Genomic DNA, 24776 nt, shown 5'->3' with positions numbered 1-24776 from the left:
TCCGCGTCACACACCATTCCGTAGCCGTGTCACGACGGCAGTCAATGCGTCTGCCTCCGCTACGTCCAGCATGATTCCGAGTTCTCGGACGGCATCGACGACTTCGGCGACCGACAGTTCCGTGTGTTCGGTCGCACGGCCGGATGCGCGGACAGTGCGCGCACCTTCGGTGAGAGTCACATGAGCGTGCGGCATGTGTCGCATCACCATGAGGTGATTCACGAACGGCGAATTCTCTTCCCTCGACGTGACGAAGTAGGCCTGTCGCGCCTGCATGAGAACTCGTGCAGTCTCGCACGACCACGACAAAGTGGGTCGCGGATATCGAAATATCCCCATCTCTCGGCTGGCGGTTAGACAGCTATAGAAAGAGTAATGCGCCAGGTGGTCATCAGGGGACATCAACCCTGAACGATCGCTAACTCTTCGCTTGTGCCATCGTGGTCGGCATGACCAGCAACGCAGAGATGTTGTCGACTCTCCTCGACTCCCGCTACAGCTGCCGCGGCTTCCTCGACAAGATGGTTCCGCGCGAGGACATCGAACGCATGCTGAAGATGGGACAGCGCACCGCGTCGTGGTGCAACTCCCAACCGTGGCGCGTGCACCTGATCAGCGGAGATGCCATCGAGCGCCTCCGTGAAGCCCTGTACGCCCAGGCAGCGTCGGGTCAGCTCGACCCCGACATCCCTGGACCGACCGAATACCGGGGCGAGTACGCCGAACGCCGCCGCGGCGCCGGATACGCGCTGTACAACGCGCTCGGCATCGCCCGCGACGACTACGCACGCCGCACCGAGCAGATGCTCGCAAACTACCGGTTCTTCGGCGCACCCCACGTCGCGATCATCACCACCGACAAGGCGCTCGGCGTGTACGGCGCGGTCGACTGCGGTGGCTACGTCTCGACCCTGCTGCTCGCCGCCGAATCCCTCGGCATTGCTGCCGTTCCGCAGGCCGCCGTGCCCATGGCCGGGTCAGCATTGCGCCGCGAACTGAACATCGGCGACGACCGCGACGCCGTCTGTGCGATCGCGTTCGGATACGCCGACGACGCGCATCCGGCCAACACCTGCCGAACCGACCGGGCATCGCTCGAGGACACCGTGGTGTGGGTGGACGAATAACCCACCCGAGGGTCGGTATTGCGCGGCCGCGCCGCGGCGGAAGGTAGTGGAACATCCACACCACCCGAGAGGACCACCGCCGTGGCCGACAAGAACACCGAACTCCTGCTCCGCCACTGGGTGCCGCGCGCCGTCGCCGGCGAGCCGCACGCCGTCGGTACCGTGGTGAGTTGTGTACGCCCGCACGTCCTGCAGTTCTGCACTGCCCGCATGGATGAGCAGACCCGGGCACACACACCCGTCGAAGACGTCGCGCAGGAGACCTGCCTGGCGCTGGTCCGTGCACTCCCCCGATACGACGATCGAGGCGGGTCGGTGTTGCGGTTCGCCTTCGCCATCGCAGCGAACAAGGTCGTCGACGCCCGGCGCAGTGCCACCCGCCCGGCGGCGGCTGTCCACGAAGTGGCCCAACCTGCACCTGACGAGGATGTACTCGACAGCGAACTCGCCGCCGCTGCACGTCGTTTCGTCGACATGCTTCCGGAGCAACAGCGCCAGATCGTGATTCTGCGAGTTTTCCGCGGCTACAGTGCCGAACGCACCGCACTCGTGCTGGGCACCACACCCGGCGCCGTGCGAGTGGCCCAGCACCGCGCGTTGACGCGACTACGCGCGCAGCTCAGTCTGTTTGAGCACGAAGGTACTTTCCGAAGTGGGGCACGGTGAAGCCGATGAATCCGCGCTCGGCGGAGTAGATCAGCCCCTTCTTGATGAGTCCGTCGCGGGCCGGCGACAGCGACGCCGGTTTACGTCCGAGCTCCACCGCGATCTTCGAGGTGGGCACGGGTCCGTCGTCGCCGGAGAGTTCCGCCATTGCGCGCATGTATTCGCGTTCGGCGGGCGTTGCCCGCTCGTAGCGGGAGCCGAAGAATCCGACGGCGAGTTCCGCTTCTGCGTCGGGGGACCCGACTCGTACGTCGTCGGGAGTGATCGGGCTGGCCGCAGCGACATCCCATGTGGCCTTCCCGTATGCCTGCACGAAATACGGGTATCCTTCGGCCATGTCGTACAGCACGTCGAGCGCTTCCGGGGTGAACTCGACGTCTTCGAGTTCCGCGGGCGCGATCAGCGCGTAGTCTGCCGCCTCACGGTCGAGACGGTCGATGCGGTGATAGGTGAACAGGCGCTCGGAGTACGACTTCGACGCCGACAGCACGGCAGGGAGGTGCGGCAGTCCCGCACCGACCACGATGAGCGGCGCTGCATCCTGACTCAGCTCATGGCATGCCCCGCAGATCGCGGAGACGTCGTCGGGCCCGAGATCCTGCATCTCGTCGATGAACAGGGCGATTCCCACACCGACGTCGCGCGCGAGGCCGGCAGCATCGACGAGCAGTTCGACGAGGTCGATCTCGATGTCGCCGGAATCGGCGCGACCTTTGACCGCGGGAGCGTCGATGCCGGGTTGCCAACGTTCGCGCATGCCCTTGTCTGCAGTGGCGCGCAGCGCGAACGATTTGAGCACACCGAGTAAATGGTCGACGGATTCGGGGTCGGGATGCCCCGCCGCGATCTCGCGAACCGCCATGTGGAGCGCGGACGACAGGGGGCGACGCAGCCCCTGGTCGGGGCGGGCCTCGATCTTCCCGGTGCCCCAACTCTTGGCGATCGCGAGTGAGCGCAGTTGGTTGAGCAGCACCGTCTTGCCGACGCCGCGGAGGCCGGTGAGCACGACACTGCGTTCAGGCCGCTCCCGCGCGATGCGTTCGAGCACCACGTCGAAAGCCTCGAGTTGCCGTTCGCGGCCGGCGAGTGCGGGTGGGCGCTGTCCCGCGCCGGGAGCGTACGGGTTGCGGACCGGGTCCATCGGTCGATGGTAGCCACGACGTCAGTAGTTTCTGAGATTCTCTAGCGCGTGTCGTAGAGAGATGAATGCACACGTACGCATTATCTACTTTGACATTCGTTTTCATTACTGGCTGAATGTCCCACCATGAAACCGTTCCATCACGGCGGCCTCGCGCTGTCTGCAGCGCTCGCGGCCGCACTGGTCGCCGGGTGCTCCTCGCCATCCGACGACAGCGCGGAGGCCGCACCGAGCAGCACGCCGAGAGCAGCCGAAGTCACCTCCCCCGAGCCGCGGCTGACTCTCACGTATGACGGCGGCCTGCTCGTGGTCGACGCGACCGAACTCGACGTCCTCACCGACCTGCCCCTCGAGGGATTCAACCGACTCAGTCCTGCAGGCGACGACCGCCACGTGCTCGTCTCCACCACCGGCGGCTTCCGTGCACTCGACACCGGCAGCTGGAGCGACGCTCACGGCGACCACAGCCACCACTACGCGGGCACACCCGCCCTCACCGACCTCGTGTATTCCGCCGACAAACCCGGGCATGTCGTCGTGCACGCGGGCACCACCGCACTGTTCGACGACGGCACCGGCCAGGTGTCGCTGCTCGACCCCGAGGAGCTCGACCCCACCGGCCCACTTCCCGCGACCGACACCTACACGACGTCCGACGCCCACCACGGCGTGGCTGTGCCCCTGGAAGACGGATCGCTCCTCGTCACCGATGGAGACAGTGAAAGTCGCAGTAGCGTCGTTCTTCTCGATGTCGATCGCAATGAAGCCGCGCGAACCGACGAGTGCCCCGGGGTGCACGGCGAAGCCGTCGCAGCCGACTCGGTCGTGTTCGGATGCGAGGACGGCATGGTGATCTTCCGCGACGGCACCTTCACGAAGGTCACCGCCCCCGACGCGTACGGACGGCTCGGGAACCAGGCCGGATCCGACGAATCCCCGATCGTCCTGGGCGACTACAAGACCGACCCCGATGCCGAACTCGAACGCCCCGAACGTGTCGCCCTCGTCGATACCCGCACCGCACAGATGCAACTCGTCGATCTGGGAACGAGTTACACATTTCGGTCGCTGGGGCGGGGACCGTACGGTGAGGCTCTGGTGCTCGGCACAGATGGTGCGCTGCACGTAATCGACCCGGAAAGCGGCGACGTCGTCAACCGCATCGACGTCCTCGATCCGTGGAGTGAACCCGACGAATGGCAGTCTCCGCGACCGGCGCTCGAGGTGCTGGACCACACCGCGTATGTGACGGACCCTGCCACGGATTCGTTGCACGCCGTCGACCTCGAGTCGGGAGAAGTCCGCACAGCGACTCTGCCGCGCACCCCGAACGAGATCAGCACCACCTGATCCACCGCAACCGCGCGGGACGAAGGCACACACACCGCGTCGACCCGGTGTTCATGCCACCGTCATGCGCGGATGCAGGTTGTCCACAGGCGCGCACTTCATCCACAGAACTGTCACCCGGGCACGAAACCACCAGAAGTCGCCGCACGGGACTGCGACGCTGCCAACCATGGACGAACCGAAACTGCTGATCCGCTCCGAGCTCCTGGCTTCCGGAACGACCGTCGACGAGATCCGTCAGGCACTGCGCATCGGGACGTTGCGGCGTGTCGCGCGGGGTATCTACATCGACGGCACGACAGATCTCGGCCCCATGGCCCTGCATCGCGTTCGGGTGCTGGGTCTTCGTGGGAAACTGAGCGACGGCGCCGCTGTCAGCCATGTCTCGGCTGCGGTACTGCACGGTGTGGCGCTCTGGGACGTCGACCTCTCCCGCATCCATATCAGTCGCAACCGTGCGTCGGGTGGTCGACGCCTCGACACCCTGCACGTCCACACGACCTCCCGTCCGGCGAAGTCGGCACTGTGTCCGGGGTGCCGGTGACATCCGTCGCGCGGACCGTCGTCGATCTGGCTCGAACGCTGCCGACCGATCATGCGGTGGTCGCCGGAGACTCGGCGCTGCGGATGTATCCCGACGCGCTACCGCTCTTACCCGACGCCGTGAGCACTGCCCGCACGAGGACGGGCATCGCGGCGGCGCGTCGAATTGTGGGGTTCCTCGACGGACGGAGCGAGAGTCCCGGTGAATCGCTGAGCCGCCTGCGAATCGCCGCCGCCGGGCTACCCGCCCCGGAGCTGCAGTACGAACTGCGCACCGATTCCGGAGCATTCGTCGCTCGGCCCGACTTCTACTGGAAGGACGTCGGTGTCGTCGGGGAGTTCGACGGCCGAGGAAAGTACGGCGCCGATAACCGCGCGGCGCGCGGGCAGATCCACACCGCCGACAGACGGCATCTGTCCACGCACTGCGCGGCTGTGTGGCTTCCAGTTGTCAGCTCAGGTGATGAACTTCCTGCAGGCCGTACACGGGTGTGGGGATGCCCTCGTAACGCGCCTTCAGTTGCAGCGCGAGATAGAGCGAGTAATGCCGAGACTGGTGCAGGTTGCCGCCGTGGAACCACAGTCCATCCTGCTGCGTCGGCTTCCACATGTTGCGCTGCTCACCCTCCCACGGACCGGGGTCCTTGGTAGTGTCCGAGCCCAGGCCCCAGCACTTTCCGACCTTGTCGGCCACGTCCTGCCCGATCAGGTCGGCGACCCAGCCGTTCATCGAGCCGTACCCCGTCGCATACACGACAAGGTCGGCATCGAGTTCGGTACCGTCGTCGAGGATCACGGAGTGTTCGGTCAGTTCACGCACGTTGCCGTGGGCGAGCTTGACGTCACCGTTCGCGACAAGCTCGGAGGCGCCGACGTCGATGTAGTAGCCGGAGGCACGACGCAGGTACTTCATGAACAGTCCCGACCCGTCGTCACCGAAGTCGTGGAGGAATCCGGCCTTCTCCAGGCGCTCGTAGAATTCGGCATCGCGTTCGGCGATCTTCTGATAGATCGGGATCTGGAACTCGTGCATGATGCGGTATGGCAGCGACGCGAACGTGAGATCCGCCTTGTGGGTGGTCATGCCGTTCGCGAGTGCCCGCTCGGAATAGAGGTCGCCGAGACCGAGATCCATGAGTGAATCGGACTTGACGATATGCGTCGACGAGCGCTGCACCATCGTCACGTCGGCGCCGACCTCCCACAACGCACCACAGATGTCGTGCGCAGAGTTGTTCGCTCCGATCACCACGACCTTCTTACCTGCGTAGGCGTCCGGCCCGGGGTGTGCGCTCGAGTGATGCTGCTCGCCCTGGAACACGTCCATACCCGGGAAGCTCGGCATGTTGGGTTTGCCCGACATACCCGTCGCGATCACCAGCTGCTTCGGACGCAGCACGAGGGGGTCACCGTCGCGTTCCACGTGGACGGCCCACTCCCCCGTCGCGTCATCGTAGGACGCCGACGTGCACAGCGTCTTCGACCAGTACGGAACCTCCATGACGCGGGTGTACATCTCGAGCCAGTCGCCGATCTTGTCTTTCGGCGCGAACACCGGCCAGTTCTCCGGAAACGGCAGATACGGGAGGTGGTCGTACCAGACCGGATCGTGCAGGCACAGCGACTTGTACCGTCCACGCCACTGGTCGCCGGGACGATCGTGGCTGTCGAGAACCAGCGCGGGGATCCCGAGTTGCCGCATGCGTGCACCGAGCGCGATGCCACCCTGCCCGCCACCGACGATGACGACGTAGGGCTGCCTGCTGTAGCCGAGTTCCGTCTCTTCCGCGTCACGCTGCTCCGACCAGGTGACCCGGTGTTTGTCGGCACCGTGCCTCGTGCCGCGTGGACGATTCTCCTTCTTCCCTTCCTCATGCCCCTTCAGTTCCTGCAACGTGGTGAGCAGAGTCCATGCGCCTTCGTCGTTCAGGCGCAGGTGGCCCTCACCACGACCGACGGCGGTCTCGAACGCGATCCAGGCACTGACCACACCGTCGTCTTCGGTGGGGGCGTCCGTGGTGCGGAAGCCACTCGGATCGATGCCGTCGAGACGCTCACGCAGCATGCCCGCGACACCGTCGCGCCCCTCGACGGTCTTGAGGTTCCAGGTGAAGGAGACGAGATCGCGCCAAAAACTGTCGGTGGCGAACATGCCTGCAGCCGCCTCTACGTCACGCGCAGCGAGCGCCGCCTCGAAATCTCGCAGCCACGCGTCCACCCGCTGCTGTGTGTCGGTCACGTGATCGGAGGAGTGCTCGAGAATGTCGGTCATGGCCGATCCTTTCCGGTCGTCGATGTGATCCAGCACACTCCCGATACGGCGGCACAGCAAGCGTTGCATCACGTTGCGTGTGGCGCGCAGCACAGTGTGGACCTATGCTGCGAAGACCGGCAGGAAGACGGAGGGACAGTGGCGCGGAAGGACAGGAGTACGTTCAGCGCGATCACACCCGGCACCGATTTGTCCCGATATGCCCGCGATCTGATGCGAATGCACGACACGGTCATCGGTGGTGGTACGCCGACGATGCAACCGCGCAGCGTCGTCGCGAGGTCCTGGTCCCGAGTGCTACGCACCGGCCTCGACCCGGTGGGCAGCAACGCGCGAGTTCCATACTCGCTCGAGGTGACCGAACAACGTCGCCGGTCGTCGCCGCTCTCCGCGATCATCGGCGACCTCGAACAAGTGATCTCGCCGGTCGCCGATGCATCCCAGATGCTGCTCGTCGTAACAGACGCGGACGGCGTCATCCTGTGGCGTAACGGTTCGGCGCGTATGCGGTCGCGGGCCGATACGCTGGGGTTCTGCGTCGGGTCCGTCTGGACGGAAATGACGGTGGGCACGAACGCAATCGGTACCGCACTGGCCGAGACCGCACCGGTGCAATTGTTCTCCGGCGAACATTTCGAGCAGTCACAACACCCCTGGTACTGCACGGCCGCGCCCATCCACGACCCGATCAGCGGCGATCTGCTGGGCATAGTCGACGTCAGCGGCCCGGCGATGACGCTGCATCCCGCAATCGGGGCGCTGGTCGACACCGCGGTGCGCCTCGCCGAGTCGCAGCTGTGGCGGCAGCACGAGCAACGCCTCGACCGGCTGCGCAACGATGCCGCACCACTGCTCGCCTCGGTCAGCGGACCGGTTCTGCTGGTCGACGACCACGGCTGGGTCGCGCACGCGTCCGGTGTCGCCGCAACCCGTCGCGTCGGAGCCCCCCGCGCCGATCGTGCCCTGACGATTCCCGGACTGGGGCTGTGCGTGCCGGAACAGTTGCCGCACGGCTGGATGATCCGGCCGTCCGAATCCGTGGCGATGATCCGCATGACGTTGCAGTTGTCGTCGTCGCCGACAATCGAGGTCACGGGCACCGGCCACCAGTGGCGCAGCGCAGTGACGGTTCGACACGCCGAGATCCTGCTGCTGTTGCACATGCACGGGCGCATCGGGATGTCGGTGACGGAGTTGAGTCACACGCTCTTCGGCGACGCCGAGCATGCCGTCGCCGTGCGCGCGGAGGTGTCGCGGTTGCGTCGCGCGTTGGGCTCGGTCGTCGAGAGCCGGCCGTATCGACTTGCCGAATCGGTGGAGTTGTCGCTGGATCTCGGTGGCGCCGAACGCCTCAGCGAGTGCGCGTTCGTGCTGCGCTGCGCGGGGCTCGGCGTTCGGGCTGCGATCTCAGAGAAGTATTCAGCAGTCTAGCGATAGACCAATAGATCGAAATAATCATGGGACAAGTGCCTGCCTTCCGCTTTCTACCGGCATCTACCAGAAACTCGAGAGAGTGAAATACCCCGGATATCCGGGGACTGTGAAGTGAAAAACCCTTAAATGGGATGAAACGACCATTCTATGCGGAAGAACGGACCTGGACCGCGCTGCGCCGTACAACATTTGTGTAACGTGACCAACGGGGTCGCCCCGACGGGATCCCGAAACATCGTCGTCCCCCGGAGGTCTACCCCGTGCTGTTGTCCGAAGTCCGCACAAGGCCCGTGCACTCCGCACTGATCGCCATCGGACTCCTGATCACGGCGTACGCGGTGGCGGGGTACATCCAGGACGCATTCACCGAATACCTCATGGATCTCGACGTTTTCCGCGACGCCGGGCACGCCTTCCTCAATCACACCCCCCTGTACACGGAGGGCTTCTACAGCCACTCGGGCTTCCGATTCATCTATCCGCCGTTCGCCGCGTTCCTGTTCGCGCCGATGGCACTGATCGGCAGCACGACACTGCAGGTGCTGTGGACGGCCGGGCTCATTGCGCTCACCTGGTGGATCCTCAAGGTGGTCTACCAGCGCCTCGACGTCACCCGGGCGAGTCTCGTCGCATCCGCATCCCTGGGTGTGGTGCTGCTGCTCGAGCCGTTCCGGTCGAACTTCGCGTTCGGTCAGATCAACATCATCCTCATGGCGCTCGTCGTCGCCGACGTCCTCGGTGTGATCCCCTCGCGTTTCCGCGGCGTCGGCATCGCGGTGGCCGCGGCAATCAAGGTGACACCGGCAGCGTTCGGGCTCCTGCTCCTGCTCCGGAAAGACATTCCCTCCGTGGCCCGCGCGTTCGGGGCGTTCTTCGCGACCGCCGCATTCGGCTACTGGCTGCGGCCCGACTCCTCGATCTACTTCTGGACCGACGAATTCTTCGCGACCGACCGCGCCGGCGACCAGGAGTACTTCCGCAACCAGGGGCTCACCGGCCTGCTCGCTCGGTTCGACTTGTCCGAGGGCACCAGCAAGATCCTCTGGATCGTCGGTGCCGCGCTCGTCGTCGCCGCAACCGCGTGGGCAGCGCACCGCTTCCTCCGCGCCGGCGAAACCGTACCCGCTCTCGCGCTGGTGGGTCTCGCGACGCTCCTCGTCGCACCGATCGCCGTCACCCACCACTGGGTGTACTCGCTGTTCCTCGTGCCGCTGCTCGTCGCCCCGCGCTACCGCCACTGGTGGCCGGTGCTCCTGCCCGCGACGTTGATCTTCCTGTTCGGGCCCAACAAGCTGCTCACCGATGCGTCGTCGCGCGGCTGGGTGGAACAGTTCGTGCTGGAGACGCTCGGTAACTCACAGGCCATCATCGCGGTCGTCGTGTTCGTCGCCGGGGTCTTCGCGGCGCGCAGCCGTCGGGGAGAGGCCATGACCCCGATCCCGCCGGTCACCACCTCGACAGCGGACGCTCAGCCCCAGAAGGCCGACGCCGCCAAGTAGAGACCGGTTCCCGCCACGGTGCTCAGCGCCGCGTTGCGCCGCCACAGGTGCATCGCGATCGTGCCGGCCAACCCGATCGTCGCAGGTAGCCACGTCGCCGCACCCACGTCGCGCAGCGTGTACATGACGAGGATGATCATGACTCCGACCGGCATCGTCCGGCCCAGGAAGTCGATGACGGCCGAGTGCTTCAGCGCAGACAGCGCCAGAAACGGCGCGGCGCGCAGCGCGACCGTCACGACGAACATCACCAGCAGAGCTCCGAGCACGTATCCGGCACCGGGGACCGATTCAGGCACTGGCAGCCCTGTTCCGATAGACGAACCGCGCAAGCAGGCACGCGACGAACAACCCGAGCCCGACGACGAGCATCTGTTCCTTCGCGATCAACATCGCCACGAGCCCGCACACCACCGCGAGCACCGCAGCGGGCACGTCGCGGTTGACACGGAACGCGTCGATCGCGAGCACCGTGAACAGTGCGGTGAGCGCGAACTCGAGGCCCGTGAGACCGGCGGGCAGCACCGCACCGACGAGTGCGCCGACGGTGCCCGACACCACCCACATGGCCTGGCACAACACCTGCACCGTCAGCACACGGGTACCGGACAGCTCCTGACCGGCCTTCGGGGCGACGATCGCGTAGGACTCGTCGGTGAGCGCGTAGACGCCGTAGAGGCGGCCGATTCTGCTGCGGATCGAGTGCAAGGGAAACGACAGTCCGTAGAACACGTGCCGGAAGTTCACGAGCAGCGTCGCCGCGGCGATCGACGCGAACGGTGTCACCGCGCTGACGAGACCGATCGCCAGAAACTCCATCGATCCGGCGTAGATCACGATCGAGAAGACCGGCGCCCACCACCACTCGAATCCGCCCTGAGTGAGTACTACGCCGAACGCGAGGCCGAGCGGGATCAGTCCGAGTCCGACGGCCCACGAGTCCGCAATACCCGCTCGGACTGCGAGGGCACGACCATCAGGCATGCTCATGAGGCTATCGGGGCCTGCGACGTGTCGTGCCTCGCCTGTACCCGACGAAAGGTGACCAGTGACGTCGAGCCCCGACTCCTCCACGAACGCAGCGTCGTTCACGAATGTGCTGGACTCCGCGTGGCAGGCCGTCTCGGCCGTCGACGCACCCGCGTCGACGGCCCTGGTGATGATCACAGCGGCGATTGCGCTGATCCTCGTGACCGTGCGGCCGCTGTGGCTGAAGACCCGACATGTGATCACGCAGGCGCACGAGGGTTCGCATGCGCTCGTCGCGGCATTGGTGGGACGCAAGCTGTCGGGCATCCGATTGCACAGCGACACGTCGGGGGTCACGGTGTCGTCCGGCAATCCACGCGGCCCCGGTATGGTCGCGACGGCGTTCGCCGGGTACACAGGCCCGGCGGTGCTCGGGTTCGCCGCAGCCACATTACTGACCCTGAACCGACCGGCGGCGGTGTTGTGGTCGATTCTCGCGGCGTTGGCGGTGCTGCTCCTACTCATCCGGAACCTGTACGGATTCGTCACGGTCGTGATCGCGGGTGCACTCGTGGGTGCCGCGGCCTATTTCGGTGATCCGGTCGTGCGATATGCCGCGGCGTACCTGATCACCTGGGTGCTGCTGCTCGGCGCGACACGTCCGGTGTTCGAACTGGCCCGCACCCACATGCGTGGCCGCGGCCAGGGTTCGGACGCCGACCAGCTGAGGTGGCTGACAAGAGTTCCTGCGGGGGTGTGGATCGTCCTGTTCGGCGTGATCACGGCGGGGACCGCGGTGTACGGGACGGCACGTGTCGTGGTGACGCACCTGCCGTGAAGATCCCGACCCGCAGTTGGCCCCGGGTAGCGGGCCTGGTCTATTCGAGTCCGTACGTGACAGCGAAGGGGTCCCACTCGGGGTCGGTGTGAAGTTCGAGCTCGATCTCGTCAGCCGCCCGTTTGCTCCGTTCCGGGCCGAACAGGTGGGAGAGAAGCGCCCCGGTCATGTCGATGCCGGCGGCAACGCCCGACGAGGTCCACCGATCACGATCGTGGACCCATCGTGCGTGTGGTGCCCAGTCGACATTCCGCCCATGACCTGCGACCCACTGGAAGGCGAGCTTGTTCGATGTAGCTCGGTATCCGTCCAGTAGTCCGGCAGCGGCCAAGACTGCCGATCCGGTACATACCGACGTGATCAGTTGCGCCTTCGCGGCCCAGTCACGCAGCCACGCGAGGAATTCGGCGTCCTGGGTAAGGTGCCGTGTGCCCATGCCACCTGGCACCATCACGATGTCGGATACCCGAGCCTCCCGGTAGCTCACGGTTGCGATGACATCGGTTCCTTGACTGCTGCGTACAACGCCCTCGCGCGGGCCGAGGAGCGTGACCTCGATGTTGTCGGTGAACCGGCTGAGCAGCGCGACGGGACCGAAGACGTCGAGCAGTTCGAATCCGTCGAACAATACGATCGCTGTCGTGAGTGTCGCTGCCTGAGCCACCTGGAGAGTCTCGCACAATCAGCACGGTTCGTAGTGCGCCACGTGCAGCAGCACTCGCGTCCTTCATATTATACGTATATCCATAGTTCAATGGCTTATTGCGTAATATTGCCTCTGGCTGCCATAGTGATAGCAGAGCCACAACTCACAGCGAGAAGAGGTAGCCGATGCACTGCACACCGGGCGCTCTCAACGGACTTCGCATCGTAGATCTGACAACGGTGATCATGGGGCCTTTCGCCACCGCCACCTTGGCTGACCTGGGCGCCGACGTCATCAAGGTAGAAAACCTCGAAGGTGACATGAGCCGAGGCGTCGGCGCACAACGCCACAACGGCATGAGCGCGCTGACGATGAACCTCCAACGGAACAAGCGCAGCATTGCGGTCGACCTCGCGACAACGGAAGGCCGTGAGGTCCTCGACGATCTGGTTCGCACCGCCGACGTGCTCGTCACGAATCTGCGGCCGCGATCACGTGACAAACTCGGAATCACCTACGACCGCTTGTCCCGGCTCAATCCCGGCCTGATCTTGTGCACCGCACAGGCTTACGGATCGGACACCGCACATCGCGACTATCCGGCCTACGACGACATCGTGCAGGCCGCATCCGGCGCAGCCAAGCTTTCCGAACTCGTCGACGGCGCACCACGATTCGCTCCGTACGTGATTGCAGACAAGGTTGTCGGCCTCTACATCGTGATCGCGATTCTCGCTGCGGCGATCGAGAAGAAGGGCACCGGGCTAGGCCAGGAGATCGATGTGCCGATGGTCGACTCCATGATCGGATTCAACCTGGTCGAGCACTTCGGCGGGCACACCTTCGCCCCTGCGGAAGGCGACTTCGGTTGGGGCCGCGTCCTCACCCCGGAACGGACGCCGCACCGGACCGCGGACGGCTGGATCTGCATCATGCCGTACTCGACGCAGAACTGGATCGACTTCTTCACCCAAGCCGGTCACGACGACATGGCCGGAAACCCTCGGTATGCCACCGTGAACGACCGTCATCGTCACATGGGAGAACTTCTGTCTGCCATCAGGGAGGTTGCCCCGACCCGGACCACCGGCGAATGGCTCACACTGTGCGAAGCACATGGAATTCCCGCATCGGATCTCCTGGACCTCGCGCACGCACACGAGGACGAGTATGTCCTCGAGCAGGGGTTGATCACCGAGCGCACCCATCCGACCGAGGGCCACTATTACGCAACACGGACACCGTTCACCATGTCGCGCACCCCGGTCTCGTTCACCCGCCACGCCCCACACCTCGGGGAGGACACCGCAGCCGTGCTCGAAGAACTCGGCTACTCCGACAACCGAATCCACACCCTGGCCGAGTCCGCTGTTGTCAAGACCGCTGTCGCCGATACGACCCCGGCCTGATTGGAGAGAATGATGACCGACCTCAGATTGGTACCGCCGGTCTCTTCCGATCCACACGCACTCGACGTCCTGCGCGGCGAGGTACGTGCCTTCCTCGCCGAAGAGCTCTCCGCCGGCCGGATCGTCCGCTCCGTCGACTGCTGGCTCACCGGGTGGGACGAAGATTTCACGCGCGCTCTCGCCGCCCGCGGCTGGCTCGGAATGACGATGCCCATCGAGTACGGGGGCCACGGCCGCTCGCATCAGGAACGGTTCGTCGTGACCGAAGAGCTCCTCGCCGCCGGAGCCCCGGTGGCTGCGCACTGGATCGCCGACCGCCAGATCGTGCCGTCGCTACTGAAGTTCGGCACCGAACTCCAGAAACAGGCTTATCTTCCGGCCATCGCGAAGGGCGAATGCTATTTCGCGATCGGAATGAGCGAACCCGATTCGGGTTCCGACCTCGCAAGTGTGCGCATGAAGGCCACCAGGGTCGACGGCGGCTGGTCCATCACCGGCACGAAAGTGTGGACCTCGGGAGCACATCGTGCACACGCGTTCATCTGCCTCGCCCGGACCACACCCCGCGATCCGGCGCACCGACACGGCGGACTGAGCCAGTTCATCGTCGACCTACGCGGGCCCGGCGTCGACATCCGTCCGATCGTCTCGATGAACGGCCGGCACCATTTCAACGAGGTCATCCTCGACGATGTGTTCGTCGCAGACGACATGGTCTTCGGCACCATCGGGAACGGCTGGCAGCAGGTCACCTCCGAGTTGGCCTTCGAACGCAGTGGCCCGGAACGCTTCCTGTCGACATTCCCTCTCCTGGCCGACACCGCCGAACTGATGCGCGATCGGTCCGTGCCCCGCAACGGTGACCTGGGGCGATACGTGGCACGCATTGCCGGGCTGCACCAGATGTCGACAGCCGTCGCCGGGGCACTCGAACGCCATGAACCCGCCGACACCGCCGCGGCCGTCGTCAAGGTCCTGGGCACCTCCACAGAGGGCGACATCGCCGATTTCGCCGATCTGCTCGCCGGTGAGTACACACCCGACCGTGCCGACTATCTCTCGCAGATCGACCTCGCCGTCGCTCAACGCCCCGGATTCACACTCCGCGGCGGAACCAACGAAGTTCTGCGCGGCGTGATCGCGCGGGGATTGGGGATGCGCTGATGTCCACACCGACGCCCGTCGACCGCGATCTGGTCGAGATGATGTCCGCGGTCTTCGCCACCCACCGCGAACAGCACGAGCCTGGGACCGAGGTCGCGAGCTGGGATGCCGGCCTGTGGGCTCGGCTCACCGAGCTGGGTCTCGCCCGCCTCACCGGCTCCGAACAGCACGGCGGGAGCGGCGCAGGCTGGTTCGAGGCCGCCGAACTGATCGGTGCCGCTGTCCGCCACGGTGTTCGCATTCCCCTGGCCGAACACGATCTGCTCGCCGGTTGGCTCCTGGAGGCATCCGGGCTACGAGGTAACGACGCCCGCCGGACCGTCGCCGTCCTCGACACCGTTGGCACCGCACACGGCGTACCGTGGGCAGCCCAGTCCGAGCGAATCACGCTGGTGTGGCACGACGGGGACACCCATCGGGTCGCCGACGTCCCGACCGACGCGCTCGAGGTCACGGCCGGCGCCAATCGCGCAGGCGAACCACGCGACACCGTCATCTCACCTGTCTCGGTCCTCTCCGGTACCGCCCTCGACGATGCCGTCATCGTCCAGTTGCGGATGCGCGGCGCCCTCGTGCGAGCCGTGCAGGTGTGTGCGGCACTCGACAGCATCGTCGAGATGTCGATCGCGCACACGACCGAACGAATACAGTTCGGTCGTCCGCTCGCGAAGTTCCAGGCCGTCCAGTACCTCGTCGCGGACATTGCCGCCGAAGCCTCGCTTGCGCGCGCCGCGACCGAGGCTGCGCTCGCCGAAGCCGTTCGGACCGACTGGGCCGGAGCGAATCTCGAGTTCTTCGTTGCCGTTGCCCGGTCCTGCGCCGGGCACGCCGCTTCTGTTGTCGTGCGCAATGCCCACCAGGTACACGGCGCGATCGGAACCACCATGGAGCACCGGCTGCACGAGTTCACTCAGCCCGCACTCGCATGGCGCTCGGAGTACGGCTCGATCCGACACTGGGACGAGGTTCTCACCACCGCCGCCCTTGCCGCCGGCCGCGACGGCCTGTGGGCCCTCATCACCGCATGACAAGGCCGGTACACCCGATGTTCTCTGTTTGACCGTACACGCCAACGCTATTCCTGAACCACCCGGCTCCCGAAAATCACCCGACGCCCGAAATGGAATCCTCATGGCTGACCTCGATTACACCGTCAAGGACGGTATCGGCACCATTCACCTGAACCGACCGCACCGCAAGAACGCCTTCACGCTCGACATGCTCGACCAGTGGGCCGAGGCGCTGCGCTCGGCCCGTATCGATTCTGACGTGCGTGTCGTGCTCGTCACCGGCACTGGCGGCTCTTTCTGCTCGGGCGTCGACCTCGATGACTTCGCCGACATCACCACTACCCTTGCGCGTCAGGAAGTACTGCAGAACAGAGTGCACCGAGTGGCGTCCGCCGCCCTCGACCTCGACAAGCCACTGATCGCCGCGGTGGACGGCGTCGCCGTCGGTGCCGGTATGGACATGGCATTGGCGTGCGATATCCGACTGATCTCGACCCGCGCACGCTTCTCCGAAGGCTACATCCGCGTCGGGCTCATTCCCGGTGACGGAGGCGCACACCTGCTACCACGGATCGTCGGGCAAGCCCGAGCACTCGAACTGCTGTGGACCGGAAGGTTCGTCGATGCCGACGAGGCGTTGAGACTCGGATTGGCATTGTCGGTCCACGCACCGGAAGACCTTGCCTCGGCGGCCGACGACCTGTGCCGGAAGTTGGCCGCGGGCCCGCCCGTCGCGATCCGCGCAATCAAGCGTTTGGTTCGCAACGGCGAGCGCGTCGATTTCGCGACCTCACTATCGATGGTTGCCGCCGAGCAGGCCGTCGTTCAATCCACACAAGACTCTGCGGAGGCCATCGCAGCATTCCGGGAGAAGAGATCGCCTGAGTTCGTCGGATATTGATACGTGGCACAGCATTTCGCTATACAGTAGGACACCCGACTGCGGATGCAGTATGGCGTGACGGGCTATGCATCGAAGGATGTGACCATGTTCGACGACCTCGTGCTCGCCCGGCAGTACGGGCAAATCCTGATACTGACACTCAACAACCCCGATCGGCGTAATGCCCTCAGCCTGGCAATGCGCGAGCAACTGCGCTCGAGACTCGAGAGCACCACGGACGACGTGGCCGGGATCGTCCTGACCGGGGCAGGATCCTATTTCTGTAGTGGTGGCGACCTGCGCGACCCCGCGGGCATGAATGCGGACCCAGCCCGATTCGATCATCTAGCCGCAATCATTCACTCGATCGCCACGAATCGACGCCCCGTCATCGCGGCGTTGGAAGGGGGTGCGGCCGGCTCCGGACTCGGGCTGGCTCTCGCCTGCGACCACGTGGTCTGCGGACAGGGAGCAAAGCTGGGTACTCCGTTCAGCAGAGTGGGCCTCTCCGCTGACGCCGGGCTCACCTGGTCGCTGCCGCGACGGATCGGTGCAGCGCGAGCGAACCGCCTGCTCATCGGCGCGGCGCCCCTCGATGCCGGCACCGCATGGGAATGGGGAATGGTTGACGAGCTGGCCGATGACGGAGACGTCGAAGCCGCTGCCGTAACGCGGATGGAAGCCTGGCTGCAGAACGCCCCCCTCGCCATCGCCGCGAGCAAATCTGCCATGGTCGCGCCTCCGGCCTCGCTGACCGACGCACTGGAGATGGAAAAGGCAAGGCAGTTGCGCTTGCTGGGCACCGACGATGCCAAGGAAGCGATTGCCGCCTTTGTCGACCGCCGATCCCCACAGTTCCGTGGTCGATGACCGGCGACATGTCGATCTCGATTCGGTTGTCTTGCAACGTAATACGGTTTCGTCACCACATGTCGCGCCCGCTTCTCATTGCTTGTGCAGTAACAGTGGGAGCGTCCCCTCCGGACGGATTCACAGGCGCTTCCACACGAACGGCCACACATGGCGTGGCAACAGCGCCGGCACGACATTGACAGTGATACCTATCACACGGTAACTTCTAGGAAGTTACGTATATCAATATCCTATTCCGTGGACAGGGATGATTCATGATCTCGTCAAGCCCTTCGCGCAGCACGTCGCCGCGCCGAGGTACCCGTGGCCGCACCCGCTGTCGACGCGGGGGACCAATTCTGCAGATGGTGTCCGCCGCAGTTGTGAGCGCCTTTGCACTCACCGCCTGCGGCGCACCGGGAGTGCCTCACGATGACGATGGAAACGTCGTGCTGAGGATGGCCGACAGCTTCACGTCCACCCACCCCCTCGGCCGCAGTGGCACCAAGGTGTTCCTGGAGACGCTCCACAACGAGGGCCCGGCCGCAGGATTGGAACTCGAGTACTTCGCCTCCGGCCAACTCGGAAAGCAAAGCGACATGCCGGCCCTACTGCGCACTGGGGTCACACAGATCGCCGCAGTGTCCCCGGCCTACGTCGGAACTCTATTGCCGCTGTCCAATGTCGGCGATCTGCCGGGGCTCACGGAGGATGCGTGCGTAGGCGGTGACGCCATGCGCGCACTGATGCAGCCCGGAACAACGTTGTTCGAGACAGAACTGGAGAAGAACGACGTACACCCGTTGTGGGTGGCGGTCATTCCGGGGTACGAGGCAATGAGCGGCAACTTCCCGATTCGCAGCGCTGCCGACCTCGAAGGACGGATCATGCGCTCCACCGGAGGCGTCGCCGACCGCATCGTCGACGCCGCCGGCGCAGCCGGGGTGTCGATGCCCCTCGGCGACCTCTACGAGGCGATCTCACGCGGCACGGTCGAGGGGACGCTCGCCAGCCCGCTGAGCATGACTCCGTACAAGCTCGAAGAAGTACTGCACTACTCCACCGAGGGCGCCCACCTGGGTTCGTTCACCGCCACCTACTCGATCTCTCACCACGTGTGGCAGGAACTCAGCCCCGAACAGCAGGACGTGCTGACGATGGCCTCCGATCGCGCCCAGGAAGCGGCATGCCTGGAAATCAACCGCACCGTCGTGGAGTCGCTCGAGACGATGCGGGATGCAGGCGTCCAGATGGACCCGGTCACCGAAGAGACCCGCCCCGCGTGGGATGCGATCGCCGAGGAGGTACGCATCAGTTGGGTCAGCGACCTCGAAAGTATTGGACTTCCTGCCCAGCAGGTGCTGAACGAGACGATAGCGGCCTTCGAGGCCGCCGCAGAGCAGAGGGCGGGTGACACCCGATGAAAGATGTGACACACGAATTGCCTGCTGAGGCAATCGTTTACCAACAGGGCCAAACACCTGCGAAGCACACTCTGTTCGGGCACATCACCGAGGACCATCCACAACTCGACCGAGTGCAGAACGCGATTTCCGGGTTCTGTGGTGTCCTCTCCGGATTAGCGATCGTCATCATCGCAACCTTGACGACGATCGAGGTGGTCGCCCGCGTCGGCTTCGGATCCCCGCTGGGATGGAACGTCGGCGTGGTCGAGCAATACCTCATGATGACGATCGCCTTCTTCGGGACGGTCACCGCCTACCGCTCCGGCGCCCATATCGCGGTCGTAACAATCTTCGAAAGGCTTCCCACCCCAGCGCGAAAGCTGTTGCTGATCCTCGCCTACGTGATCGTTCTGATATCACTGGCGCTGCTGATCTACTCGGGAACCCGGGCAGCGCACTTCGCGTATGCGACCGGCCAGCGGCCGCCTCCGGGCATGGCGGAACTCTCGCTGCCCTCCTGGTGGTGGAAGTCGATCATCCCGGTGGCTGCTTCTCTCGGCTTCGTGGTCGTGGCGATCGACCTGTATCGAGAACTGATCACGCCGCTACGAATAGTCAGCACCGACTACGAAGCCGGCCACACGGCGGAAGGACACTGACATGATCGCTGCCGCAATCGTGCTGCTCTTGCTGGTGCTGATTCTCTTCCGCGTTCCGGTCTCGTTCGCGATTCTCGGCGCAGGTATCGTCGGCCTTGCGCTGATCGGTGGACCGCATGTCGTCGACGGCGTCATGCAGACCGTACCGGCGTCGTCGGTGATGAGTTATTCGCTCTCTGCTGTGCCCCTGTTCATCCTCATGGCGCACCTCATCATGCTGTCCGGCCTGATGGACTCCTTGTTCGGCGCAACCCGCGCAATAGTCGGTCGCATTCGCGGCGGAACGGCAGTGGCGTCCATCTTTGCCGGCACCGCCTTCTCTTCGGTCTCCGGCTCATCCACCGCAGCCGCGGCGACACTCGCCCAGACCTCGACGGTCAAGATGATCGACGAAGGCTACAACCCGAGGATGGCCGGCGGCGTGGTCGCAGTGGTCGGCACGTTGGCCGCGATGATTCCGCCCTCGATCATCCTGGTGTTCTATGCCATCACGGCAGAAACCAGCGTCGGTGATCAGCTGATTGCCGGAGCGATTCCCGGCATTATCATCGCATTGTCGATGGTCGCCACTTTGTACATCTCGATGCTTCGTAACCCGCAACAGGTTCCAGGCGGAATGAAAGCGTCCTGGGCAGACAAGGGGCGGGCTCTGCGTACCGCCTCACCTCTGGCCATCGTCTTCATCGCTGTCGTGGGGTCCATCTACACGGGCCTCGCCACGGCGACCGAAGCAGCGGCACTCGGGTGTGTGGCAGCATTGATACTCGTCGTCGCCAAGGGCAGGTTCTCGCTCCCGGGTCTCGGACGGACCTTGGTGGAAACTACCAAGACGACCGCCATGATCTTCGCAATCCTCATCGGCGCGCATGTGTTCGGACACGCCCTCACCGAGACTCGCGTGACCCCGACGATCGTCGACTGGGTGGGTGGATTGGCGTTCCCGCCCTTGGTCATCATGCTTTTCCTCACGGTGATCTACGTGGTGCTGGGCTTCTTCATGGACCAGATCGCGATCATCGCCCTCACCGTGCCGGTGGTACTGCCACTCGCTGTGGAACTGGGGTACGACCCCATATGGTTCGGCATCTACATCGTGTTGCTCGCAGAGATCGGCTTGGTCACCCCGCCGATGGGCCTCAACGTGTTCGTCGTGGCGAAGTCCGCCGGCCAACGCATCGAAGATGTGTTCCGTGGCGCTGCGCCCTACGTCGTCGCCATGCTCGTCGTAGCGATGCTGTTCCTGTTCGTGCCGTCCATCGTGATGTGGCTCCCGAATTCCATGTAGCGATGCCGCGGATGGGCTATCCGTCGCGACCTCAGCGAAACGCTGGAGACGCTCGTTCACACAGGAACGGGCGTCTCCAGCGACGCGGATCAGCGCATTCCCCAGCTTTCGGCGTGGCGAAGGCACACTTCCAACAGCGCGTCACGGCGGTCGGCGATGTCTGCCCTCATGCCCACCACACCGAGGACTGCGATTGTACGACCGGCTTCGCGTAGGGCAACCGACACACCGTCGACATCGTCGTCGTCGGCGACCGCGGGACTGACACAGACTGCGGTCTCGCGCAGTTCGGTCAGGCGTGCCAGGAAGGAATCGACAACCTGCCCGTCCTCGATGGCCTGCGAGTTCAGGTATGCCCAGATGTCTCGCTGCTCCCGGTCGGCCAGGTGCAGCCAACCGGCGGATGTACGCAACAGGGAGCGCCGGAGATGTTTCTCGGCAAAGTACGAATACCGCGGATCGGAGGAGACATGATCGACGTAGATGAGATGATCCCCCACTGCAGCCGACAACACGGTTGTCACGCCGGCCTCGGCATACACCGCTTGAAGCTGATCGTGCGTCACGCCGGCGACCGGTGGCCTGCCGGCGAGGACGTTGAGCATGTAGGGAGCGACACCGAGGGTGTAGACGCGCTCGCGCTCGTCGAGGTAGCCGACGGCCACCAACCCGTTGACGAGCCCCTGCGTAGAACTGACCGGAGCCCCGAGCGCCTTGGCCAGTTCGGTGAGGGTGAGACCATTGCCCGATCTGGCGACGGTTTCCATGATCGATGCGACTCGGTCGACCATGCGGTGGCGCGGCCGATCGAGCGACTTGCCGCGGCGCTTCGGTTCGATCCCGGACTCATCCACTCGGCCGACAGCAGAATCGGTCTCGGAAGATGTTGCAGCATCTGCTATCTCAGCAGATCGCGAAGTCGCGTCCACCATGGCCACACCCTACCAATCCCATCGACAAACACGTAATACCATACTGTAATATGATATTACGTAACAGCGTAGCTTGGTCATAGTCGCTTCCCCGATGGGCAACGCGGCTCCAGCCACGATTCGATTCAGCGCATCACTGGCGCGCAAGTCATCTACTGCAGATTCACCGGTGCAGGTCCGGCACCTGGTAACCGAAGGAGCACGCAATGCCCCCAGCATTCGACGGTATCCGAGTCCTGGAACTCGGCCAGATCTACAACGGCCCCTACTGCGGTCTGTTACTGGCGCAACTCGGCGCTGACGTCCTCAAGATCGAGCCTCCGCAGGGCGAGACGCTCCGGTTCCGATCCAAGCAAGAGACGGAGTCGCACGAGTTCCTCATGCTGAACTCGAACAAGCGCAGCGTCGTGCTCGATCTCAAATCAGAGCAAGGACATGCTGCCCTGCTCGATCTGGTGCGCACCGCGGACGTCCTCATCGAGAACTACGCGCCCGGGGCAATGGACCGCCTGAACCTGAATCTGGAGATGCTTCGACAACTGAATCCGAGACTGATCACCGCCTCCGGTAAGGGATACGGCTCCACCGGGCCGTACGCCCACATGTCGGCAATGGACATCACCGTGCAGGCCATGTCCGGCAGTATCTCGAGCACCGGAAGCCCGGACGGGCCACCTACGAAATCCGGTCTGGCCTTCGTCGACTTCTCCGGCGGCATCCATCTGTACGCAGCTATCGTCTCGGCTCTCTACCAGCGCGAACACACCGGACGCGGACAGGGCGTGGAAGTGTCGATGCACGACACCATCTACCCGATGCTGGCATCCGGACTCGGTGCACTCCACAACTTCCCTGATCGCAGTACCCCTGAACGCACCGGGAACCGGCATTCCGGGCTCGGTATCGTCCCCTACAACGTCTACCCTGCGGCGGACGGCTGGATCGCGCTGATCTGCATGGTTGAACGCCATTGGCACGGCGTCATCGACACCATCGGACGCCCCGAGCTCCACTCCGATCCACGATTCGCGACCGAGAAGGAGCGGGTCCGCCACGTCGACGAAGTCGACGGGCTCATCTCGGATTGGAGCAGGACCCAGCCACGCGACGAGTTGATCGCCGCCCTCTCTGCAGCAGGAGTCCCCTGCGCTCCTGTCAAGTCACTGCGGGAGGTCGACACTGACCCGCAGCTCATCGAACGCGGCATGATCCGCTATGTCGACCACCCGGTGAGGGGTTCGGTTCCCGTCCCCGGATGCGCACTCCATCTGAGCGATTCACCGATCGCCGACCTGACGGTCGCTCCCGAACTGGGCAACGCCACCGACGACATCCTCACCGAGTTGCGGACCGCGACCGAAGCTACCCTCGCAGCACAACGACAGTCGACGACCGACAGCGCTGAATGACGTACCCCCGTGACTGCGGCTGCTACGGCAGCGGCTCTTCATACGACCTCCGACATCGAGCGTCCGACATCGTCGCCTCCTCGGGTCTGAGCAACCGGGCATAAGCGTTCCCGGTCGGAGGTTCTGCGGTCGAGTGGGACCCCGCGGTGCGCGGCGCGAATCGATGTCGCAAGATGTGTGCGTGGGCGCCCCCGACCTCCCGAACACCGCGACTCGACTCGTCGTCGACGTGGACACCGGCATCGACGATGCACTCGCGCTGCTGTATCTGCTCGCGAGTCCAGAAGCCGACATCGCCGCTGTGTTGTGCACGGCCGGCAATGTACCTGCCGATCAGGTGAGCACGAATACCCTTGCGGTGCTGGATATGTGCGGCCGCACCGACATAGAGGTCGCGGTCGGGGCGAAAGTCCCACTCGTCGCACCACTGATGACCACCGAGGACACCCACGGACCGCTGGGGGTCGGGTATGCCGAGTTTCCGGCGGCGTCGAGGGCGCCGTCGTCTCGCTCCGCGGCCGAGGCATGGGTCGAGCTCACCCGCGAGCACCCGGGCGAGTTGACGGGGCTGGTCACCGGGCCGATGACGAATCTTGCGCTGGCTGTGAGGATGGATCCGGAGCTGCCGCAGCGGTTACGGCGCCTGGTGATCATGGGCGGCTGTTTCAACCATCCCGGCAACACGACGCCGACGTCCGAGTGGAATGTGGCGGTCGATCCGGAGGCCGCGCGTGAGGTGTTCGACGCGTTCTCCGGTCTGCCCGCTCTGCGGCATCCGATCGTGTGCCCGCTGGACACCACCGAGAGCATCGAGATGCGACCCGTGCACGTGGACCGCATCGCGGAGGTCGCCGAAAGTACTCCCGCCGAATCGTTGTCGCCGGACGACCCACTCGGGAAGAGGTCGCGCGCGTCGAATCAGGTGGTGCGAGCGTTGTCGGATGCATTGCGCTTCTACATGGAGTTCCACCGCGAGCAGAACCTCGGTTATCTCGCTCACGTCCACGACCCGTTCGCGGCGGCCGTGGCGCTGAACACCGTTCCGTACACGACGACGCCCGCGACGGTGGACGTCGAACTCGAGGGGCGGCTCACGCGAGGTACCACGATCGCAGACTGGACTGGGATCTGGCGGCGTGAACCGAATGCCGCTATCGTCACCGCAACCCATCCTGAAGTATTTTTCGAGCACTTCACGCTCCGGGTTGGTGCATTCGCCCGGAATTTGAAGCTACCCTCCAGTAACAACTAGCCTCTGGTTGAAAGTTCGGGGACAAGGAGA

At 64.6% G+C, this 24776-nt stretch carries 25 protein-coding genes; 17 read left to right on the top strand and 8 right to left on the bottom strand.

Annotated features, from left to right (window positions below):
• Positions 1–6 precede the first annotated feature (6 nt).
• Positions 7–276, bottom strand: coding sequence for an arylamine N-acetyltransferase family protein (locus ACZI8W_RS07815; RefSeq protein WP_463367908.1), 270 nt, complete (start codon positions 274–276; stop codon positions 7–9).
• A gap of 173 nt (positions 277–449) precedes the next feature.
• On the opposite strand from ACZI8W_RS07815, the gene ACZI8W_RS07810 reads away from it, so the two are divergent.
• Positions 450–1127 (top strand): nitroreductase, encoded by a 678-nt coding sequence (locus ACZI8W_RS07810; RefSeq protein WP_463367907.1) that lies wholly within the window; start codon positions 450–452, stop codon positions 1125–1127.
• An 81-nt stretch (positions 1128–1208) separates the two neighbouring features.
• Positions 1209–1793 carry a sigma-70 family RNA polymerase sigma factor gene (locus ACZI8W_RS07805; RefSeq protein WP_463367906.1) on the top strand — a complete coding sequence of 195 codons (585 nt, stop codon included), beginning with the start codon at positions 1209–1211 and terminating at the stop codon, positions 1791–1793.
• Here ACZI8W_RS07805 and ACZI8W_RS07800 read toward each other — a convergent pair.
• Complete coding sequence (locus ACZI8W_RS07800; RefSeq protein ID WP_463367905.1) at positions 1747–2934, bottom strand: AAA family ATPase; 1188 nt, start codon at positions 2932–2934, stop codon at positions 1747–1749. The two genes, ACZI8W_RS07805 and ACZI8W_RS07800, sit on opposite strands and share 47 nt — an antisense overlap.
• Positions 2935–3060: 126 nt before the next feature.
• Here ACZI8W_RS07800 and aztD point away from each other — a divergent pair, with 126 nt between their 5' ends.
• Both aztD and ACZI8W_RS07790 read left to right on the top strand, forming a co-directional pair.
• Positions 3061–4284: a zinc metallochaperone AztD gene (gene aztD / locus ACZI8W_RS07795; RefSeq protein WP_463367904.1), complete on the top strand. Its 1224-nt coding sequence runs from the start codon at positions 3061–3063 to the stop codon at positions 4282–4284.
• A 169-nt stretch (positions 4285–4453) separates the two neighbouring features.
• Entirely contained in the window at positions 4454–4828 is a 375-nt protein-coding gene (locus ACZI8W_RS07790) for a hypothetical protein (protein ID WP_463367903.1), read from the top strand.
• Between the two features lie 239 nt (positions 4829–5067).
• On the opposite strand, the gene ACZI8W_RS07785 is transcribed toward ACZI8W_RS07790, so the two are convergent.
• Both ACZI8W_RS07785 and ACZI8W_RS07780 read right to left on the bottom strand, forming a co-directional pair.
• Positions 5068–5241, bottom strand: a complete 174-nt coding sequence (locus tag ACZI8W_RS07785; protein WP_463367902.1) for a hypothetical protein — start codon at positions 5239–5241, stop codon at positions 5068–5070.
• Positions 5242–5278: 37 nt separating this feature from the next.
• On the bottom strand, positions 5279–7099 hold the full coding sequence (locus tag ACZI8W_RS07780; protein WP_463367901.1) for an NAD(P)/FAD-dependent oxidoreductase: 1821 nt from the start codon (positions 7097–7099) through the stop codon (positions 5279–5281).
• A 213-nt stretch (positions 7100–7312) separates the two neighbouring features.
• On the opposite strand from ACZI8W_RS07780, the gene ACZI8W_RS07775 reads away from it, so the two are divergent.
• Positions 7313–8530, top strand: a complete 1218-nt coding sequence (locus ACZI8W_RS07775; protein ID WP_463367945.1) for a sigma-54-dependent transcriptional regulator family protein — start codon at positions 7313–7315, stop codon at positions 8528–8530.
• A gap of 263 nt (positions 8531–8793) precedes the next feature.
• On the top strand, positions 8794–10032 hold the full coding sequence (locus ACZI8W_RS07770; protein WP_463367900.1) for a glycosyltransferase family 87 protein: 1239 nt from the start codon (positions 8794–8796) through the stop codon (positions 10030–10032).
• On the opposite strand, the gene ACZI8W_RS07765 is transcribed toward ACZI8W_RS07770, so the two are convergent.
• The gene (locus ACZI8W_RS07765; protein WP_463367899.1) at positions 10002–10331 is read right to left on the bottom strand and encodes a branched-chain amino acid transporter permease; all 330 of its coding nucleotides are present in this window, start codon (positions 10329–10331) and stop codon (positions 10002–10004) included. The two genes, ACZI8W_RS07770 and ACZI8W_RS07765, sit on opposite strands and share 31 nt — an antisense overlap.
• The gene (locus ACZI8W_RS07760) at positions 10324–11022 is read right to left on the bottom strand and encodes an AzlC family ABC transporter permease (protein ID WP_463367898.1); all 699 of its coding nucleotides are present in this window, start codon (positions 11020–11022) and stop codon (positions 10324–10326) included. Before ACZI8W_RS07760 ends, ACZI8W_RS07765 begins: the two co-directional genes overlap by 8 nt.
• Before the next feature lie 58 nt (positions 11023–11080).
• Here ACZI8W_RS07760 and ACZI8W_RS07755 point away from each other — a divergent pair, with 58 nt between their 5' ends.
• On the top strand, positions 11081–11839 hold the full coding sequence (locus ACZI8W_RS07755) for a M50 family metallopeptidase (protein ID WP_463367897.1): 759 nt from the start codon (positions 11081–11083) through the stop codon (positions 11837–11839).
• A 40-nt stretch (positions 11840–11879) separates the two neighbouring features.
• On the opposite strand, the gene ACZI8W_RS07750 is transcribed toward ACZI8W_RS07755, so the two are convergent.
• The gene (locus ACZI8W_RS07750; RefSeq protein WP_463367896.1) at positions 11880–12503 is read right to left on the bottom strand and encodes a DJ-1/PfpI family protein; all 624 of its coding nucleotides are present in this window, start codon (positions 12501–12503) and stop codon (positions 11880–11882) included.
• Positions 12504–12670: 167 nt separating this feature from the next.
• On the opposite strand from ACZI8W_RS07750, the gene ACZI8W_RS07745 reads away from it, so the two are divergent.
• From ACZI8W_RS07745 to ACZI8W_RS07710, 8 genes are all read left to right on the top strand, one after another.
• Complete coding sequence (locus ACZI8W_RS07745) at positions 12671–13894, top strand: CaiB/BaiF CoA transferase family protein (protein ID WP_463367895.1); 1224 nt, start codon at positions 12671–12673, stop codon at positions 13892–13894.
• Positions 13895–13906: 12 nt separating this feature from the next.
• The gene (locus ACZI8W_RS07740; protein WP_463367894.1) at positions 13907–15058 is read left to right on the top strand and encodes an acyl-CoA dehydrogenase family protein; all 1152 of its coding nucleotides are present in this window, start codon (positions 13907–13909) and stop codon (positions 15056–15058) included.
• Positions 15058–16086 carry an acyl-CoA dehydrogenase family protein gene (locus ACZI8W_RS07735; RefSeq protein WP_463367893.1) on the top strand — a complete coding sequence of 343 codons (1029 nt, stop codon included), beginning with the start codon at positions 15058–15060 and terminating at the stop codon, positions 16084–16086. Before ACZI8W_RS07740 ends, ACZI8W_RS07735 begins: the two co-directional genes overlap by 1 nt.
• Before the next feature lie 103 nt (positions 16087–16189).
• Entirely contained in the window at positions 16190–16969 is a 780-nt protein-coding gene (locus tag ACZI8W_RS07730) for an enoyl-CoA hydratase/isomerase family protein (RefSeq protein ID WP_463367892.1), read from the top strand.
• Positions 16970–17056: 87 nt separating this feature from the next.
• Positions 17057–17821 (top strand): enoyl-CoA hydratase/isomerase family protein, encoded by a 765-nt coding sequence (locus ACZI8W_RS07725; RefSeq protein WP_463367891.1) that lies wholly within the window; start codon positions 17057–17059, stop codon positions 17819–17821.
• Positions 17822–18168: 347 nt separating this feature from the next.
• Positions 18169–19227: a TRAP transporter substrate-binding protein DctP gene (gene dctP / locus ACZI8W_RS07720; protein ID WP_463367890.1), complete on the top strand. Its 1059-nt coding sequence runs from the start codon at positions 18169–18171 to the stop codon at positions 19225–19227.
• A complete protein-coding gene (locus tag ACZI8W_RS07715; protein WP_463367889.1) occupies positions 19224–19868 on the top strand; it encodes a TRAP transporter small permease in 645 nt (214 codons plus the stop codon). The genes dctP and ACZI8W_RS07715 overlap by 4 nt, the downstream gene beginning before the upstream one ends.
• Position 19869: 1 nt before the next feature.
• On the top strand, positions 19870–21153 hold the full coding sequence (locus ACZI8W_RS07710; protein ID WP_463367888.1) for a TRAP transporter large permease: 1284 nt from the start codon (positions 19870–19872) through the stop codon (positions 21151–21153).
• An 89-nt stretch (positions 21154–21242) separates the two neighbouring features.
• On the opposite strand, the gene ACZI8W_RS07705 is transcribed toward ACZI8W_RS07710, so the two are convergent.
• Positions 21243–21944 carry a helix-turn-helix domain-containing protein gene (locus ACZI8W_RS07705; protein ID WP_463367944.1) on the bottom strand — a complete coding sequence of 234 codons (702 nt, stop codon included), beginning with the start codon at positions 21942–21944 and terminating at the stop codon, positions 21243–21245.
• Between the two features lie 347 nt (positions 21945–22291).
• On the opposite strand from ACZI8W_RS07705, the gene ACZI8W_RS07700 reads away from it, so the two are divergent.
• Entirely contained in the window at positions 22292–23494 is a 1203-nt protein-coding gene (locus ACZI8W_RS07700; protein ID WP_463367887.1) for a CaiB/BaiF CoA transferase family protein, read from the top strand.
• Between the two features lie 163 nt (positions 23495–23657).
• Positions 23658–24746: a nucleoside hydrolase gene (locus ACZI8W_RS07695; RefSeq protein ID WP_463367886.1), complete on the top strand. Its 1089-nt coding sequence runs from the start codon at positions 23658–23660 to the stop codon at positions 24744–24746.
• Positions 24747–24776: the final 30 nt, after the last annotated feature.

The sequence above is a fragment of the Rhodococcus ruitaii genome (assembly GCF_055230935.1).
Note: the sequence above shows the minus strand (reverse complement) of the source record. Positions and strands in the feature narration are given on the sequence as shown.